This window comes from uncultured Ramlibacter sp., assembly GCF_936925435.1.
Classification (GTDB): domain Bacteria; phylum Pseudomonadota; class Gammaproteobacteria; order Burkholderiales; family Burkholderiaceae_C; genus Ramlibacter.
Window position 1 is genome coordinate 115,605 of sequence record NZ_CAKZHQ010000005.1, and the last position, 15,218, is coordinate 130,822.

Genomic DNA, 15,218 nt, shown 5'->3' on the forward strand with positions numbered 1-15,218 from the left:
TTGATCGGGGAGGTTCGGTATGAAGCGCATTCTTTCGCGCGGGGCCGGCGCCCTGCTGCTGGCTGCGGCGTCGCTGCTGGCCGGCTGCGCCGGGCCCTTCCTGGTCGAGAGCAACGTGCAGTCGTTCTCCAGCCTGCCGGCGGTACCGTCCGAGCCGCGCTACCGTTTCGAGCGCCTGCCCTCGCAACAGGCCGCCCCCATGCAGCCCCAGCTGGAGCTGCTGGCCGACCCGGCGCTGCACCGCGCCGGCCTGCGGCGCGACGACGCCGCGCCCCGGTACAGCGTTCAGGTCACGGCCCGCGTGCAGCGCGTGATGTCGCCCTATGCCGATCCCTGGTATGGCGGCTGGGGCTTTTATGGCCCGGGCTACGGCCTGTGGGCGCCCTTCCCCGCCATGGATTCGCCCTGGTACCAGCGCGAGATCGGCGTGGTGCTGCGCGACCTGGGCAGCAACCAGGTGGTCTACGAAAGCCATGCCCACAGCGACGGCCCCTGGTTCAACAACGAGCTGGTGCTGCCGGCCATGTTTGATGCAGCGTTGCAGGGTTTTCCGGCCGCGCCGGCGGGCCCGCGCCGGGTGAACGTGCAGGTTGCCCCGACCCCCAGGTGACGTGGCAAGGCCCCCACCTACAATCAGCACCAATGGAAGCCACCCGCATCATCGCCGTGCGCCATGGCGAAACCGCCTGGAACGTCGATGCCCGCATCCAGGGCCAGACCGACATCGGCCTGAACGACACCGGCCGCTGGCAGGCCCAGCGGGTCGGCCAGGCCCTGGCCGCCGAACCCATCACCGCCGTCTATTCCAGCGACCTGGGCCGCGCCCATCAGACCGCCCAGTCCATCGCGGAGACCACCGGCGTGCCGGTGGTCTCCGACAAGGGCCTGCGCGAGCGCGGCTTTGGCATGTTCGAGGGCAAGACCTTCGACGAGATCCACGCCACCTGGCCAGACCATGCGCACAACTGGCGCAAGCGCATCCCCGAGTGGGAGCCGCCCGAGGGCGGCGAGTCGCTGCTGCAGCTGCGCGAGCGGGTCACCCGCACCATGCACGCCCTGGCGGCGCGCCATCCGGGCGAGCAGATCGTGGTGGTCGCGCACGGCGGCGTGCTCGACACGCTGTACCGCGTGGCCACCGGCCAGGAAGTCAATTCACCGCGCACCTGGCAATTGCCCAACGGTGCCATCAACCGCCTGCTCTGGACATCAGAAGGCTTTACGCTGGTCGGCTGGTCCGACACCCAGCACCTGGACCATGCACCTGTTGACGAAAACACCTCTTTCTGAGCAGCTCAAGCCACTGGTCGGGAAACCGGTCAGCGCCATCGACACCCCCAGCCTCGTCGTCGACCTCGACGCCATGAACCGCAACCTCGCGCGGATGGCGGAGTTTGCCAAGAAGCACGACGTGCGCTGGCGCGCCCACGCCAAGATGCACAAGAGCTCGGCCCTGGCCAGGCTGCAGATGCAGGCCGGCGCCATCGGCGTCTGCGTGCAAAAGACCTCGGAGGCCGAGGCCATGGCGGCCGGCGGCGTGCACGACATCTACATCAGCAACGAAGTCATCGCACCGGCCAAGCTGGCCCGCGTGGCGGCCCTGGCTGGACGGCTGGCGACCGAAAACGGCAAGCTGGCGATCGCGGTGGACAGTGTCGAAGGCGTGTCGCGGCTGGCGCAGGCGATGAACGACAGCCGCACCAGCGGCGGCAACCCCATCAGCATCGACGTCTTCGTGGAGATCGACGTCGGCCAGGGCCGCTGCGGCGTGGCACCGGGCAGCGCCGCAGTGGCCCTGGTGCATGAGATCCGCAAGCACCCGGCCCTGCGCTTTGCCGGCCTGCAGGCCTACCACGGCAAGGCGCAGCACGTGCGCAGCGCGCAGGAGCGGCGCGACCTGATCGCCATCGCGGCGCAGGACGTGGTCTTCACCCGCAAGCTGATCGAGGCCGAGGGCGTGCCGGTCGAACTGGTCACCGGCGCCGGCACCGGCAGCATGGTCTGCGAGGCCGCCAGCGGCGTCTATGGCGAGCTGCAGGCCGGCTCCTTCATGTTCATGGACGCCGACTACGCGGCCAACGAGCGCGACCCGGCCCAGCCGCATTTCGAGCACGCGCTGTTCGTCAAGACCCAGGTGATCAGCAGCGGCGTGCAGCACGCCGTCTGCGACGCCGGCCACAAGAGCCACGCCATCGATTCGGGCCTGCCCAAGGTCCATGCGCCCGACGACGCCCACACCCTGAACTACTTCAACGGCGGCGACGAGCACGGCATCCTGCGCCCCGCCGGCCCCGGCATCCGCGTGCCCGCCCTCGGCCAGATGCTGTGGCTGATCCCCGGCCACTGCGACCCCACGGTCAACCTGCACGACTGCCTGATCGGCGTGAAGGGCGGCCTGGACACGGGCAAGGTCTCGCGCATCATCCGCGTCGATGCGCGCGGGGCTTTGACCTAGCGAATTCCGTTCGGGCTGAGCCTGTCGAAGCCCCGTCAAAGCGGTGCGCCTGGGATGGCCGATGGGCCGACCACTGCAAGCACGCCAACAGCATCGATCCCGCGCCGGTCGGTGCGAGCGAGGTGGCAGGGAGCGATGGATCCCGGATCAAGTCCGGGATGACAAAACCTAGAGAGGCTGCACGAACAACGCTCAGGGTTGTCCGCCATCAAAAGCCGGCGACCGCGGCGCGACAATCCGCAGATGCAACTCAGTCCCAGCCAGATCATCGTTCTGGCCACACCGGTGTTCTTCCTGCTCATCGCGATCGAGTTCGCCTGGGGGCTGGCCAAGGGGCGCAACACCTACCGGCTGAACGACGCGGTCAACAGCATCAGCCTGGGCATGCTCAGCCAGGTGACGGCGGTGTTCATGAAGCTGCTGACCATCGGCATCTACACCGCCATCCACAGCCTGGTCGCGGTCTGGCACAACGAGGCCTTCTGGACGGCCTGGTACGGCTGGCTGCTGGCCCTGGTGTTCTACGATTTCTGCTACTACTGGCTGCACCGCGCCGGCCATGAGAGCGCCGTCTTCTGGGCCGCCCATGTGGTGCACCATCAGAGCCAGGACTACAACCTCTCGACCGCCCTGCGCCAGACCTCCAGCGGCGTCCTGCTCGGCTGGCTGTTCTATGTGCCGATGGCGGTGGCCGGCGTGCCGCCGCTGGTGTTCGGTGTGGTGGCCCTGGTCGACCTGCTCTACCAGTTCTGGGTGCATACCGAGCACGTGCCCAAACTGGGCTGGTTCGACCGCTGGTTCTGCTCGCCCTCCAACCACCGCGTCCATCACGCGGTGAACGACCGCTACCTGGACCGCAACTACGGCGGCATGCTCATCGTCTGGGACCGCCTCTTCGGCAGCTTCAAGGAAGAAGACGAGCGCTGCGTCTACGGCACGCGCAGCCCGCTGGACAGCTGGGACCCGCTGTGGTCCAACGGCGAGGTCTACTGGGCCCTGGCCAAAGACAGCTGGCATGCGCGCAGCTGGGCCGACAAGCTGCGGGTCTGGTTCAAGCCACCGGGCTGGCGGCCGGCCGACGTGGCACAGCGCTTTCCCAAACCGGCCTTCGAGATCGCAGCCGTGCAGCGCTACCACCCGCCCATGACGGCGGCCGTGGCCTGGTTCGGCGGCCTGCAGTTCCTGCTGCTGCTAGGCGGCGTGGCCCTCTTCCTTTGGCATGCGGACCAGATGCCGCTGGCCCAGTCTTCGGTCTGGCTGGCGGCGCTGGTGGCCAGCCTGTGGGCGGTGGGGGCCGTGATGCAGGGCCGCATCCACATCAGCACCGTGCTGCTGGTCGAATCCTGCGCCCTGGCCACGGCCACATCGGCCCAGGGCATGGTCGAAGCGCACCTGGTTTTCAAGCCGCTGGCCTTGCTGCTTGCTCTGTTTTTGGTAGCAACCCGCGTCCATTCCACGGGAGGATGGGGCCGATTCAATGCATTTTTGCTGCTGGGACTGGCTTTTTCGCTGGCCGGCGACTGCTTCCTGATGCTGCAAGGCATGTTCATTCCCGGCCTGGTGGCCTTCCTCATCGCCCACCTGTTCTACATCGCCGTGTTCAAGCAGGGCATGGCCTGGTTCCCCAGCAAGCGCGCACTGGCCGCCACGCTGGGCCTGGGCGCGGCCATGTACGCCTTTCTCTTCCCCGGCCTGAACGCTGTGCTCAAGGTGGCGGTGGCCGCCTATGTGATCGTGATCGCGCTGATGGCGGCTCAAGCCATCGGCCGCGCGCTGGTGCTGCGTGACAAGCAGTCCATCGCGGTGGCGGTGGGCGCGGCCTTCTTCATGCTCAGCGACTCGCTGCTGGCGACCAACCGCTTCGCCTTCCCGCTGCCGATGGCGCAGTTCTGGGTGCTCGCTACCTACTACGTCGCGCAGGTGCTGATCGCCTGCAACACGGTGCCGACGGCCGGCTACTCGGAGAAAAGCTCGCCCGCAGCCTTGGGCGGCATGACGCCCAGGTGGCGGTAGGCCGCCAGGGTGGCGATGCGGCCGCGCGGCGTGCGCTGCAAAAAGCCCTGCTGGATCAGGTAGGGCTCGATCACGTCCTCGATGGTGCCGGGCTCTTCGCCGATGGATGCGGCGATGTTGTCCAGCCCCACCGGGCCGCCGTCGAAGCGGTGAATCACCGCCTCCAGCAGCTTTCTGTCCATGATGTCGAAGCCCTGCGGGTCCACGTCCAGCATGGCCAGGGCCTTGCGCGCGATCTCGGGCGTGATGCGGCCCGTGCCCTTGACGTCGGCGTAGTCGCGCACCCGGCGTAGCAGGCGGTTGGCGATGCGCGGCGTGCCGCGTGAGCGCTTGGCGATCTCGGCGCCGCCCTCTTCGTCCATCGGTGCGTTCAAGAGGCCTGCGCTGCGCTTGACGATGCGCGCCAGTTCCTCGGGGGTGTAGAACTCCAGCCGGGCGACGATGCCGAAGCGGTCGCGCAGCGGGTTGGTCAGCATGCCGGCCCGCGTGGTCGCGCCCACCAGGGTGAAGGGCTGCAGGTCCAGCTTGATGGAACGCGCCGCCGGCCCCTCGCCGATCATGATGTCGATCTGGTAGTCCTCCAGCGCCGGGTACAAAATTTCCTCGACCACTGGCGACAGGCGGTGGATCTCGTCGATGAAGAGCACGTCGTTCTTCTCGAGGTTGGTCAGCAGGGCCGCCAGGTCCTTGGGCTTTTCCAGCACCGGGCCCGAGGTCTGGCGCAGGTTGACGCCCAACTCGTGGGCGACGATGTGGCTGAGCGTGGTCTTGCCCAGGCCGGGCGGGCCGAACAGCAGCACGTGGTCCAGCGCCTCGCCGCGCTTCTTGGCGGCGCCGATGAAGATCTCCAACTGCTCGCGGGTCTTGGACTGGCCCACGTAGTCGTCGAAGAGCTTGGGCCGCAGGGCCCGCTCGATCGCTTCCTCGTTGGGCGAGGCCGGCGCGGCCGAGACCACCCGCTCGGGCGGCGGCATGGCGAAGTCGTCGGTCTGGATGCTCACGCCGCGCCCTTCATCACTTGGTCAGGGCCCGCAGGGCCAGCTTGATGCCTTCGCTCACGCCCACGTCCTTGGGCAGGGCCTTGCACGAGGCCTGGGCCTCCTTGTCGCTGTAGCCCAGGGCCACCAGGGCCTGCAGGATGTCGGCCTGGCTGTCGCTGGCGGCGGGGCCACCGGCTGGCGCGCCCAGGTCGGCGCCGAACTTGCCCTTCAACTCCAGCAGCAGGCGCTCGGCCGTTTTCTTGCCGATGCCAGGCACCTTGACCAGCCGGCCGGCGTCCTGCGCCGTCACGGCCTGGGCGATGTCGGCCACGCTCAGGCCCGACAGCACCGAGAGAGCCGTGCGCGGGCCGACGCCGGAAATCTTGATCAGATGGCGGAAGGCCTCGCGCTCGGCGGCCGAACCAAAGCCGTAGAGAATCTGGGCGTCCTCGCGCACCACGAAGTGGGTCAGCAGCGAGACCTTCTCGCCCACGCCGGGCAGGTTGTAGAAGGTGCTCATGGGCACATCGACCTCGTAGCCGACGCCGTTGCAGTCCACCAGCAGCTGGGGCGGGTTCTTGTCGGCCAGCGTTCCTGTCAATCTGCCTATCATGGGGTCCCCTGGCACAAAGCCAGCTTTCTTGTTTGCTCACCGGAATTATCAGCTTGATCGTCCGCCACACCTTCGCGCCGCCCAACAACGCCCGCCTGTCCCATCTGTGCGGGCCGATGGACGAACACCTTCGCACCATCGAGGCCGGCCTGCAGGTCAGCATCGCGCACCGCCACGAGCAGTTCAAGATCGACGGCCCCAAGGCCAAGGCCAACCGCGCGCTGGAGGTGCTGCAGGCGCTGTACGAGATCGCGGCGCGGCCGATCGCGGCCGACAAGGTGCAGCTGATGCTGGCCGGCGACGGCGAGATGGCGCAGGACGCCGATGGCGCCATGCTGCTGCAGACCCGGCGCAGCGACCTCAAGGCCCGCACGCCCACCCAGAGCGTCTATCTGGAGAACATCGCCAGCCACGACATCACCTTCGGCATCGGGCCGGCCGGAACCGGCAAGACCTACCTGGCGGTGGCCATGGCGGTGGACGCGCTGGAGCGCGCCAGCGTGCAGCGCATCGTGCTGACCCGCCCGGCGGTGGAGGCCGGCGAGAAGCTGGGCTTTCTGCCCGGCGACCTGAGCCAGAAGGTCGACCCCTACCTGCGGCCGCTGTACGACGCCCTGTACGACCTGATGGGACCGGACCGCGTGGCCAAGGCCTTCGAACGCAACACGCTGGAGATCGCGCCCCTGGCCTTCATGCGCGGGCGCACGCTGAACAACGCCTTCATCATCCTGGACGAGGCGCAGAACACCACGCCCGAGCAGATGAAGATGTTTTTGACGCGCATCGGCTTTGGCAGCAAGTGCGTGGTCACCGGCGACGTCAGCCAGATCGACCTGCCCAAGGGCCAGCTGTCGGGCCTGGTGGAGGCCGAGCACATCTTGAAGCGCGTCAAGGGCATCGCCCACACCCGCTTCACCAGCAAGGACGTGGTGCGCCATCCCCTGGTGGCGCGCATCGTCGACGCCTATGATGCCGCGCGCAAAGCCTGATTGCTCTCAAATGCATAGCAATCCAGGACCATTTTCCGGGAGCTCCAGCCCGATATGACTCCCAATCTCGACTTGTCGCTGCAATTTGGCAGCTTTGCCGGCGCCGCTGCCCACAAGGCGCTGTTCAAACGCGCCGAGGTGGCGCGCTGGATCGCCCACGCCCTGCAAGGGCCGGCCGAGATGACGGTGCGCATCGTCGGCGAGGCCGAGGGCCAGGCCCTGAACCTGCAGTACCGCGGCAAGGACTACGCCACCAACGTGCTGACCTTCGACTACACGCGCGAGCCGGTGGTGATGGCCGACCTGGTGCTGTGCGGCCCGGTGCTGGAACGTGAGGCGAAGGACCAGGGCAAGGCGCTCAAGGACCACTACGCCCATCTGCTGGTGCACGGCACCCTGCATGCCCAGGGCTGGGACCACGAGACCAACGAGCGCGATGCGCTGGCAATGGAGGCGGCGGAGATTTTGCTGCTGGCCAGCCTGGGCCTGCCCAACCCCTATTGAGCCTCAGCGCACGGTCAGCGGGATCGTCACCGGCCCGTCGTTGACAAGATGCACCTGCATGTCGGCGGCGAACTCGCCGGTCTGCACCTCGGGATGCGCAGCCCGCGCCTGGGCCACGAAATAGTCGTACAGCCTGCGTCCTTCATCCGGCGCGGCGGCGCCGGTGAAGCTGGGGCGGTTGCCGCCGCTGGTATCGGCCGCCAGGGTGAACTGGCTCACCAGCAAAAGGCCGCCGTTCACGTCCTGCACGCTGCGGTTCATCTTGCCGGCCTCGTCGCTGAAGATGCGCAGCTTGAGCAGCTTGGCCAGCAGCTTGTCGGCCTGGGCCTCGCTGTCGCCGCGTTCAGCGCAGACCAGCACCAGCAGGCCGACGCCGATTTCACCGATGGTGGCGCCGGCCACATCGACACGCGCTTGGCGCACGCGTTGGATCACACTGATCAATTCAATTCCTCCTCGGTGGCCGCATGGGCCTCGACATCGGTGGGCAGCAGCTCGATGGTGGCGCGCAGCCCCGGCACGCTGTCCATCAGCGCTCTTTCCACCGCGCCGCGCATGGCGGCCGCCCGGCCCAGGGTCCATTCGGCCGGCACATGCATGTGCAGCGCGACGAAGCGCCGCGCGCCGGAGCCGCGGCTGATGACGTGGTCGAAGCGCACGCTGCGGTGCTGGAACTGCGCCAGCGTCGCCTGCACGGTGGCCAGCACTTCGGGCGGCAAGGCCTCGTCCATCAGGCCCTGCGAGGACTTCCACATCAGGTGCGCGCCCTCACGCAGGATGTTCAGTGCCACCGCGATGGCCGTTGCGGCGTCCAGCCATTGCCAGCCGGTCAGGGCCACCAGGCCCACGCCCAGCAGCACGCCGGCCGAAGTCCAGACGTCGGTGAGCAGGTGGCGGGCGTCGCCCTCCAGCGCCATCGAGCGGTGCAGCCTGGCAGAGCGCAGCATCAGCCAGGCCAGGCCGCCGTTGAGGGCCGAGCTGAGCACCGACAGCGCCAGGCCCAGGCCCAGCTGTGTGATGGGCTGCGGCTGCAGCAGGCGTTGCACACCGGCCCAGGCGATGCCCAGCGCGGCAATGATGATCATCAAGCCCTCGAAGCCGGCGGCAAAGTATTCGGCCTTGCTGTGGCCGTAGGGATGCTCGGCATCGGCCGGGCGAAGGGCGATGGTCACCATCAGCAGGGCAAAGGCTGCGCTGGCCAGGTTGACCAGCGACTCCATCGCATCGGACAGCAGGCCCACCGACTGGGTGATCCACCAGGCCAGGCCCTTGAGCGCGATGGTCAGCAGCGCCACCACGATCGAGGCACGCAGCAGCACCTGGGGCGTGAGGGTTTGGGGCAGTGCGGCGAGCATCCTGCGCATTGTCGCGCAGGGCACAATTCGTCCATGTCATGGCTGCGGCAGCATGCAATCTGGATCGCGGTCTGGCTCGCTGCCTCCGTGCTGGGAGCCATTGTCTTGTCCAGCACGCAGCTGGCCCGCCTGCGCGAGGTCTTCGAGGTGGACATGCGCATCGCCCACCGCCTCCTGAGCCAGCGCGTCGTGCAGCACGATGCGGTGCTCAACACCCTGGCCCTGTTGCAGCCGCCGGCGCAGGCCGTGCAGCCCGAGCTGAAGCTGCCGGCGCTCTACCCGCAAATCCTGGCCGTGCACCGGCGCGAGCGCGAGGCCAACTGGCCCGACGCCCAGGAACGCGCCGCCGAAACCCTGTCGCGCGACCTGCGCCGGCCGGTGCTGGCCGGACTGGACCTCGCGCGCGGCCGCTACGAGCTGGTGCTGGCCTCCGAGCCGGCCAGCTTCGTCCTGCTGATGGACCTGCAGACCGTCGTGCCCTGGAACGAATGGCCGATGGCGCCCAGGACCAGCCCGGTGCGGGTGGTCCTGGAACATGCCAGCCAGACCTTCGTGTTGCAGCCCGGCACGCTGCACGATGGCGGCTGGCGCTTTGCGTTCAGCAAGCACCTGGCGGCCGAGAGCCAGCCCTTCTATGTGGTCGCCACCCGCCAGGTGGGCTGGGGCGAACTGCCCTGGCTCTGGATCGCTGCCTGGTCGCTGGCGGTGGCGGCATTGCTGGCCGGCTTGCGGGCCTGGCAGCGCCAGCGCGAGCAGCGCCGGCGCGCCGAGGAACTGCTGCGGCTGGGCCAGGTTGCGCGCCTGAACACCCTGGGCGAACTGGCGGCGGGCATGGCGCACGAGCTGAACCAGCCGCTGACCGCGGTGCTGGCCAACACGCAGGCGGCGGCGCGCCTGCTCCGTGACGACACCCCCGACATGGAGACGGTGCGCACCGCCATGGACCAGGCGGCGCAGCAGGCGCGGCGCGCCTCCGAGGTGGTGGGGCGCCTGCGCCGCGTGGTCGAGCGCGCCAATCCAGCGCAGCTGCAACCCATGGTGTTGCAGGACGCGGTGCGCGACGCGCTCTACCTGCTCGAGCCCGAGATGCTGCGCCTGGGCCTCAAGTCCCGGCTGGAGGCGCCGGCCACGCCGCTGGCGGTGCAGGCCGAGCCGGTGGCGCTGGAGCAGATCATCCACAACCTGTTGATGAACGCCTTGCAGGCGCTCGAGCAGGTGCCGCAGGCCCAGCGCAGCCTGCACATCAGCGTGGCAGCCGAAGGCAAGCAGGGCGCGCTGAGCGTGGCCGACACCGGTCCCGGCATGGCGCCAGAAGTGCTGGCGCGGGTCTTCGAGCCCTTCTTCACCACCCGCGAGAAAGGCCTGGGCCTGGGCCTGAGCCTGTGCGAGACCCTGGCCATGGGCATGGGCGGGCGCCTGGTCGCCGCCCACCATGCGCCGCAGGGCGCGCTGTTTCGCCTGACCCTGCCCTTGACAGTGCCATGAGCCATCCGCACGGGGCCCATTCGCTGTCGCCACTGGTCCATCTGATCGACGACGACGAGGCCGTGCGCGCCAGCCTGGCACTGCTGATCGGCACGGTGGGCCTGCGCGTGCAGCCCTGGCCCGATCCGCGTGACTTCCTGGCTGGCTTCGACCGCGAGAGCATCGGCGCCATCTTGCTGGACGTGCGCATGCCGGGCATCAGCGGCCTGACGGTGCTGGACACCCTGGTGGCCCAGGGCGTGGACCAGCCGGTGATCATGATGACCGGCCATGGGACGGTGGAGATGTGCCGGCGCGCCTTCAAGGCCGGCGCGGCGGAGTTTCTGGAAAAGCCGGTTGACGACGAAGCCCTGCTGGAGACCTTGCAGAACGCGGTGCGCCAGCATGTGAAGTCGCGCGAGCGCAACCAGGCCGACCGGCGTGCCCGCGAGCGCTATGCCCAGCTCTCAGCGCGCGAGCGCGAGGTGCTGGGCCTGATCGTCGCCGGCCTGACCAACAAGGACATCGCCCGCGCGCTGACGCTGTCGCCGCGCACGGTGGAAACCCACCGCGCCAACCTGTTCGCCAAGCTGGAGGCGCAGTCGCTGGCGCAGTTGATCCGCCACTACGCCGCGTTGGCCGACGAGACCGACACTGCGTAGTTCTACGCAGCGCTTCGCGTAGCCGCACGAATGGCCCGAAGCTGCACGGATTCTTAAAGTTCTCCCACGGTTGATCGAACCGGTTGCAACGGAGAAAACGCATGACCAAGATCCAAGTTTCCGCCCTCGCCGCCCTGCTACTGGCCGGCGCCGCCGCCCACGCCCAGGCCGTGCGCACCGAGAAGAACATGTCGCTGGAGCTGGCCAACCAGATCGCCGCGGCCACCGTCGCCAGCTGCACGGCCAGCGGCTACGCCGTCGCCGCCACAGTGGTGGACCGCGCCGGCAGCGTGCGCGCCGTCCAGCGCGCCGACAACGCCGGTCCGCACACCCTGGGCGCCAGCCTGCAGAAGGCCTACACCTCGGCCTCCGCCAAGAACAACACCCTGGTCATGATGGAAGGTGCGCAGAAGAATCCGGCCGCCGCCAACCTGACCGACATCCCCGGCTTCCTGTTGCTGGGCGGCGGCGTGCCGGTGCGCGTGGGCAATGAAGTGATCGGCGCCGTCGGCGTCGGCGGCGCCCCCGGCGGCCACCTGGACGAGGCCTGCGCCGTCGCCGCGCTGGACAAGATCAAGGACCAGCTGAAGTAATCCACCCACTGCAAGGAACAGCCATGGCCGCCATCCCCTTCCGCTCCAGCCTGCAGGCGATGGCGCTGGCCATGGCCTGCGCCATGGTCGCGCCGCAGGCCGCATGGGCCCAGACCGCGCCCAGCCCCAGCGAGGCAGCCGCCTACCAGGGGCTGCATGCGGCAGCCCACAAAGGCAATACCGACAAGATCGCCACGCTGGTGGCGGCCAACGCCGACCTGAACGCGCGCGACACCAATGGCCGCACGCCGCTGCACGTGGCCGCCTTCGCACGCCAACGCGAGGCCATCCGTGCACTGGCCAAAGCCGGCGCGAAGCTCGAACTGCTGGACAACGACCGCTACGACGCCGTGACCATCGCCTCGGTCGCCGACGACGAGGAGACATTGCGAGCGCTGCTGGCGCTAGGCGCCAGCGCCAAGCTGGTCACCAGCCGCTACGACGGCACGGCTCTGATCGCCGCTGCCCACCTGGGCCACGACGGCGTGGTGCGCCAGCTGGTCGCCGCCGGCGCGCCGGTGGACCATGTCAACAATCTGCACTGGACGGCCACCATCGAGGTGGTCGTGCTGGGCGACGGCGGGCCGCGCCACCAGCGCAGCCTGGCCGCCCTGATAGCCGCCGGCGCGAATCTCAAACTGGCGGACCGCCAGGGCCTGACGCCGCTGCAACTGGCCCGTGCCCGCGGCTATGCGGCCATGGTGCAGATGCTGGTGGCGGCCGGCGCGACCTGAGCAGGCCTGAGAGCACCGCTGGGCCGCCCCAAGACGCGACGGCCCCCTCGGGGGGCAGCGAGCTACACGCAGTGCGCGAGCGTGGGGGCGAATTAACCCAGCGTGACCTTGGCGAACTTGCGCTTGCCCACCTGCACCACGTAGACCCCGGCCTCCAGCTTCAGGCCCTTGTCGCTGACCACGGTGGAGTCGATGCGCACACCGCCGCCGTCGATCAGGCGGGTGGCTTCCGACGTGGAGGGCGCCAGGCCGGCCTGCTTGAGCAATTGCGCGATGCCCAGCGGTGCGCCCGACAGCGCCACCTCGGGGATGTCGTCGGGCACGCCGCCCTTGCTGCGGTTGTTGAAGTCCTGCTCGGCGGCCTCGGCGGCGGCAGCGCTGTGAAAGCGCGCCGTGATCTCCTTGGCCAGCAGCACCTTGGCGTCCTTGGGGTTGCGCCCGCCTTGCACTTCCTTGCGCAGTGCAGCGATCTCGGCCTCGCTGCGAAAGCTCAGGAGGGTGTACCAGCGCCACATCAGGTCGTCAGAGATCGACAGCACCTTGGCGAACATGGTGTTGGGTTCTTCGGTGACGCCGATGTAGTTGTTCTTGCTCTTGGACATCTTGTCCACGCCGTCCAGGCCTTCGAGCAGGGGCATGGTCAGGATGCATTGGGGCTCCTGGCCGTATTCGGCTTGCAGGTGGCGGCCCATCAGCAGGTTGAACTTCTGGTCGGTGCCGCCCAGCTCCAGGTCGCTCTTGAGGGCGACGGAGTCGTAGCCCTGCATCAGCGGGTAGAGGAACTCGTGCACGCTGATGGGGGTGCCGGCCTTGAAGCGGTCGTGGAAGTCGTTGCGCTCCATCATGCGGGCCACGGTGTACTTGGCCGCCAGCTGGATCATGCCGCGGGCCCCCAGGGCGTCACTCCACTCGCTGTTGTAACGCAGCTCGGTTTTCTCGGGGTCCAGGATCTTGTCGGCCTGGACGCGGTAGGTCGCGGCGTTGGCGCGGATTTGCTCCTCCGTCAGCGGCGGCCGGGTGCTGTTGCGGCCGGAAGGGTCGCCGATCAAAGAGGTGAAGTCGCCGATCAGGAAAATGACCGTATGGCCCAGGTCCTGCAGCTGCCGCATTTTGTTCAGGACAACCGTATGCCCGACATGAATGTCAGGCGCTGTAGGATCAAGACCCAACTTGATGCGCAGCGGAACCTGCGTTGCCTCCGCCCGGGCCAGCTTTTGCAGCCATTCGTCCTGCGGAATCAATTCCTCACAACCTCGCAAAGAGACCGCCATTGCCTCCTTGACCCGGTCCGTGACTGGGTACTTATTTGTAACAAGCGCTTGATTCATAAGGATTTTTCGTAGATTGACTGCAGCCGGGCTGGCTATACTGGCGGCAGTTTGCGTCCAGGCGATTCTAGTTCCGGGCACCTTTGTTGCTATGGAACCTCCGTTTGGACCTGTAGGGATCTGCCTACAAAGCCGTAGGACCCACCAGAGCCCCTGTGTAAGGACATATCCATTGAAAAAAGCTTTGATCACCGCGGCCCAACAAATGTTGTCGCGCGCGGTTCATGCGCTTGAGCACCATCCGAAACATGTGACGGCCCTCGTGGCCGCCTTGCTGCTGGGCGGCGGCGGCGGCGCCTTTGCCGTGGCCTCGTTCGGTCCGGATGCCGCGACCCTGCCGGTGCAAGAGGTGCTGGAAGCGGTCGAGCCGCTGCCGCTGCACACCCAGTCCGAGGCGCTGGACCTGCACAGCCTGCGGCTGTTTCGCTCCGACCTGACCCGCGCCAATGACACGGTGGAGTCGCTGCTGGCCCGCATGGGCGTGAGCGACTACGCGGCCGCCATGTACCTGCGCAACGACCCCAATTTCCGCGCCCAGGCGTTGGGCCGCACCGGCCGCATGGTCAGCATCGAAGCCACCGAGGGCCACACCCTGGACCGGCTGACCGTGCGCTGGACACCCGAAGACGACGGCCAGTTCCGCCGCCTGGTGGTGGAACGCCAGCCGCAGGGCTTTGATTCGCACATCGAGAGCGCGCCGCTGGCCGCATCGGCCCGCCTGGGCAGTGGCAGCATCCGCACCACATTGTTCCAGGCGACGGACGACGCGCGCGTGCCGGACGCTGTGGCGATCCAGATGGCCGAGATTTTCTCGGGCGATATCGACTTCCACCGCGCGCTGCGCAAGGGCGACCGCTTCAACGTGGTCTACGAGACGCTGGAAGCCGACGGCGAGCCGATGCGCGCCGGCCGCGTGCTGTCGGCCGAGTTCGCCAACAACGGCCGGACCTTTCAGGCCGTCTGGTTCCAGGAGCCGGGCCAAAAGGGCGGCTACTACACGCTGGACGGCAAGAGCCTGCAAAGCTCCTATCTGGCCTCGCCGATGGAGTTCTCGCGCGTCACCAGCAGCTTCTCCATGCGCTTCCACCCCATCCTGCAGTCCTGGCGCGCCCACCTGGGCACGGACTACGGCGCGGCCACCGGCACGCCCGTGCGTTCCGTAGGCGACGGCGTGGTGGAGTTCGCCGGCGTGCAGAACGGCTATGGCAACGTCATCATGGTCCGCCACAACAAGAGCGATGTGACGGTCTACGCCCACCTGAGCCGCATCGGCGTCCAGGTCGGCCAGAAGGTCAGCCAGAGCCAGAGCATTGGCAACGTCGGCTCCACCGGCTGGGCCACCGGCCCGCACCTGCACTTTGAATTCCGCGTCAATGGCGTGCACCAGGACCCGACCACCGTGGCCAAGGGCGCGGCTCCCCCGGTCTCGGCGGCTGCCCGTCCCGCCTTCGACCGCCTCGCGCAGTCCATGCGCACACAGCTGAGCGCAGCAGCCACCACCCTGGCCAGCGCCGAGTAAGCGCGTGGGCGG

General features: G+C 68.2%; 16 protein-coding genes. 11 read left to right on the forward strand and 5 right to left on the reverse strand.

Features of this window, described 5'->3' with window-relative positions; translation table 11 throughout:
* Positions 1-19: 19 nt before the first annotated feature.
* The 4 genes from Q0632_RS05900 to Q0632_RS05915 all read left to right on the forward strand — a co-directional run bounded on the left by Q0632_RS05900 (position 20) and on the right by Q0632_RS05915 (position 4,465).
* On the forward strand, positions 20-610 hold the full coding sequence (locus tag Q0632_RS05900) for a DUF4136 domain-containing protein (RefSeq protein ID WP_298925659.1): 591 nt from the start codon (positions 20-22) through the stop codon (positions 608-610).
* A 32-nt stretch (positions 611-642) separates the two neighbouring features.
* Positions 643-1,287: a histidine phosphatase family protein gene (locus tag Q0632_RS05905; protein WP_298925662.1), complete on the forward strand. Its 645-nt coding sequence runs from the start codon at positions 643-645 to the stop codon at positions 1,285-1,287.
* On the forward strand, positions 1,256-2,452 hold the full coding sequence (locus tag Q0632_RS05910) for a DSD1 family PLP-dependent enzyme (protein ID WP_298925667.1): 1,197 nt from the start codon (positions 1,256-1,258) through the stop codon (positions 2,450-2,452). Before Q0632_RS05905 ends, Q0632_RS05910 begins: the two co-directional genes overlap by 32 nt.
* A gap of 243 nt (positions 2,453-2,695) precedes the next feature.
* Positions 2,696-4,465, forward strand: a complete 1,770-nt coding sequence (locus Q0632_RS05915) for a lysoplasmalogenase family protein (protein WP_298925670.1) — start codon at positions 2,696-2,698, stop codon at positions 4,463-4,465.
* Here the strand turns inward: Q0632_RS05915 and ruvB are convergent.
* A complete protein-coding gene (gene ruvB, locus Q0632_RS05920; RefSeq protein ID WP_298925673.1) occupies positions 4,408-5,466 on the reverse strand; it encodes a Holliday junction branch migration DNA helicase RuvB in 1,059 nt (352 codons plus the stop codon). The genes Q0632_RS05915 and ruvB overlap by 58 nt on opposite strands.
* A 13-nt stretch (positions 5,467-5,479) precedes the next feature.
* Positions 5,480-6,058, reverse strand: a complete 579-nt coding sequence (gene ruvA, locus Q0632_RS05925; protein WP_298925678.1) for a Holliday junction branch migration protein RuvA — start codon at positions 6,056-6,058, stop codon at positions 5,480-5,482.
* 53 nt (positions 6,059-6,111) lie between these two features.
* Between ruvA and Q0632_RS05930 the strand changes: the two genes are divergently transcribed.
* Entirely contained in the window at positions 6,112-7,047 is a 936-nt protein-coding gene (locus tag Q0632_RS05930) for a PhoH family protein (protein ID WP_298925681.1), read from the forward strand.
* Positions 7,048-7,101: 54 nt separating this feature from the next.
* Positions 7,102-7,551, forward strand: coding sequence for an rRNA maturation RNase YbeY (gene ybeY, locus Q0632_RS05935; RefSeq protein ID WP_298925684.1), 450 nt, complete (start codon positions 7,102-7,104; stop codon positions 7,549-7,551).
* Positions 7,552-7,554: 3 nt separating this feature from the next.
* Here the strand turns inward: ybeY and dtd are convergent, their stop codons facing one another.
* Both dtd and Q0632_RS05945 read right to left on the reverse strand, forming a co-directional pair.
* Entirely contained in the window at positions 7,555-7,995 is a 441-nt protein-coding gene (gene dtd, locus Q0632_RS05940; protein ID WP_298925687.1) for a D-aminoacyl-tRNA deacylase, read from the reverse strand.
* Positions 7,992-8,906: a cation diffusion facilitator family transporter gene (locus tag Q0632_RS05945; RefSeq protein WP_298925690.1), complete on the reverse strand. Its 915-nt coding sequence runs from the start codon at positions 8,904-8,906 to the stop codon at positions 7,992-7,994. Before Q0632_RS05945 ends, dtd begins: the two co-directional genes overlap by 4 nt.
* A gap of 33 nt (positions 8,907-8,939) precedes the next feature.
* Between Q0632_RS05945 and Q0632_RS05950 the strand changes: the two genes are divergently transcribed.
* From Q0632_RS05950 to Q0632_RS05965, 4 genes are all read left to right on the forward strand, one after another.
* Positions 8,940-10,391 (forward strand): ATP-binding protein, encoded by a 1,452-nt coding sequence (locus Q0632_RS05950; RefSeq protein ID WP_298925692.1) that lies wholly within the window; start codon positions 8,940-8,942, stop codon positions 10,389-10,391.
* Entirely contained in the window at positions 10,388-11,032 is a 645-nt protein-coding gene (locus Q0632_RS05955) for a response regulator (protein ID WP_298925695.1), read from the forward strand. The genes Q0632_RS05950 and Q0632_RS05955 overlap by 4 nt, the downstream gene beginning before the upstream one ends.
* 101 nt (positions 11,033-11,133) lie before the next feature.
* Positions 11,134-11,625, forward strand: a complete 492-nt coding sequence (locus tag Q0632_RS05960) for a heme-binding protein (RefSeq protein WP_298925698.1) — start codon at positions 11,134-11,136, stop codon at positions 11,623-11,625.
* 71 nt (positions 11,626-11,696) lie between these two features.
* A complete protein-coding gene (locus tag Q0632_RS05965; RefSeq protein WP_298926033.1) occupies positions 11,697-12,359 on the forward strand; it encodes an ankyrin repeat domain-containing protein in 663 nt (220 codons plus the stop codon).
* 92 nt (positions 12,360-12,451) lie between these two features.
* Here the strand turns inward: Q0632_RS05965 and tyrS are convergent, their stop codons facing one another.
* The gene (gene tyrS, locus Q0632_RS05970; protein WP_298925701.1) at positions 12,452-13,687 is read right to left on the reverse strand and encodes a tyrosine--tRNA ligase; all 1,236 of its coding nucleotides are present in this window, start codon (positions 13,685-13,687) and stop codon (positions 12,452-12,454) included.
* Between the two features lie 205 nt (positions 13,688-13,892).
* Between tyrS and Q0632_RS05975 the strand changes: the two genes are divergently transcribed.
* Positions 13,893-15,206 carry a M23 family metallopeptidase gene (locus Q0632_RS05975; RefSeq protein WP_298926035.1) on the forward strand — a complete coding sequence of 438 codons (1,314 nt, stop codon included), beginning with the start codon at positions 13,893-13,895 and terminating at the stop codon, positions 15,204-15,206.
* Positions 15,207-15,218: the final 12 nt, after the last annotated feature.

Coding starts and splice junctions, on each gene's coding strand:
- Q0632_RS05965 (WP_298926033.1), top strand. CDS start 11,697: ATGGCCTGCGCCATGGTCGCGCCGCAGGCCGCATGGGCCCAGACCGCG.
- Q0632_RS05955 (WP_298925695.1), top strand. CDS start 10,388: ATGAGCCATCCGCACGGGGCCCATTCGCTGTCGCCACTGGTCCATCTG.
- tyrS (WP_298925701.1), bottom strand. CDS start 13,687: ATGAATCAAGCGCTTGTTACAAATAAGTACCCAGTCACGGACCGGGTC.
- ruvA (WP_298925678.1), bottom strand. CDS start 6,058: ATGATAGGCAGATTGACAGGAACGCTGGCCGACAAGAACCCGCCCCAG.
- Q0632_RS05945 (WP_298925690.1), bottom strand. CDS start 8,906: ATGCTCGCCGCACTGCCCCAAACCCTCACGCCCCAGGTGCTGCTGCGT.
- Q0632_RS05975 (WP_298926035.1), top strand. CDS start 13,893: ATGTTGTCGCGCGCGGTTCATGCGCTTGAGCACCATCCGAAACATGTG.
- Q0632_RS05960 (WP_298925698.1), top strand. CDS start 11,134: ATGACCAAGATCCAAGTTTCCGCCCTCGCCGCCCTGCTACTGGCCGGC.
- Q0632_RS05950 (WP_298925692.1), top strand. CDS start 8,940: ATGTCATGGCTGCGGCAGCATGCAATCTGGATCGCGGTCTGGCTCGCT.
- Q0632_RS05900 (WP_298925659.1), top strand. CDS start 20: ATGAAGCGCATTCTTTCGCGCGGGGCCGGCGCCCTGCTGCTGGCTGCG.
- Q0632_RS05915 (WP_298925670.1), top strand. CDS start 2,696: ATGCAACTCAGTCCCAGCCAGATCATCGTTCTGGCCACACCGGTGTTC.
- Q0632_RS05910 (WP_298925667.1), top strand. CDS start 1,256: ATGCACCTGTTGACGAAAACACCTCTTTCTGAGCAGCTCAAGCCACTG.
- Q0632_RS05905 (WP_298925662.1), top strand. CDS start 643: ATGGAAGCCACCCGCATCATCGCCGTGCGCCATGGCGAAACCGCCTGG.
- ybeY (WP_298925684.1), top strand. CDS start 7,102: ATGACTCCCAATCTCGACTTGTCGCTGCAATTTGGCAGCTTTGCCGGC.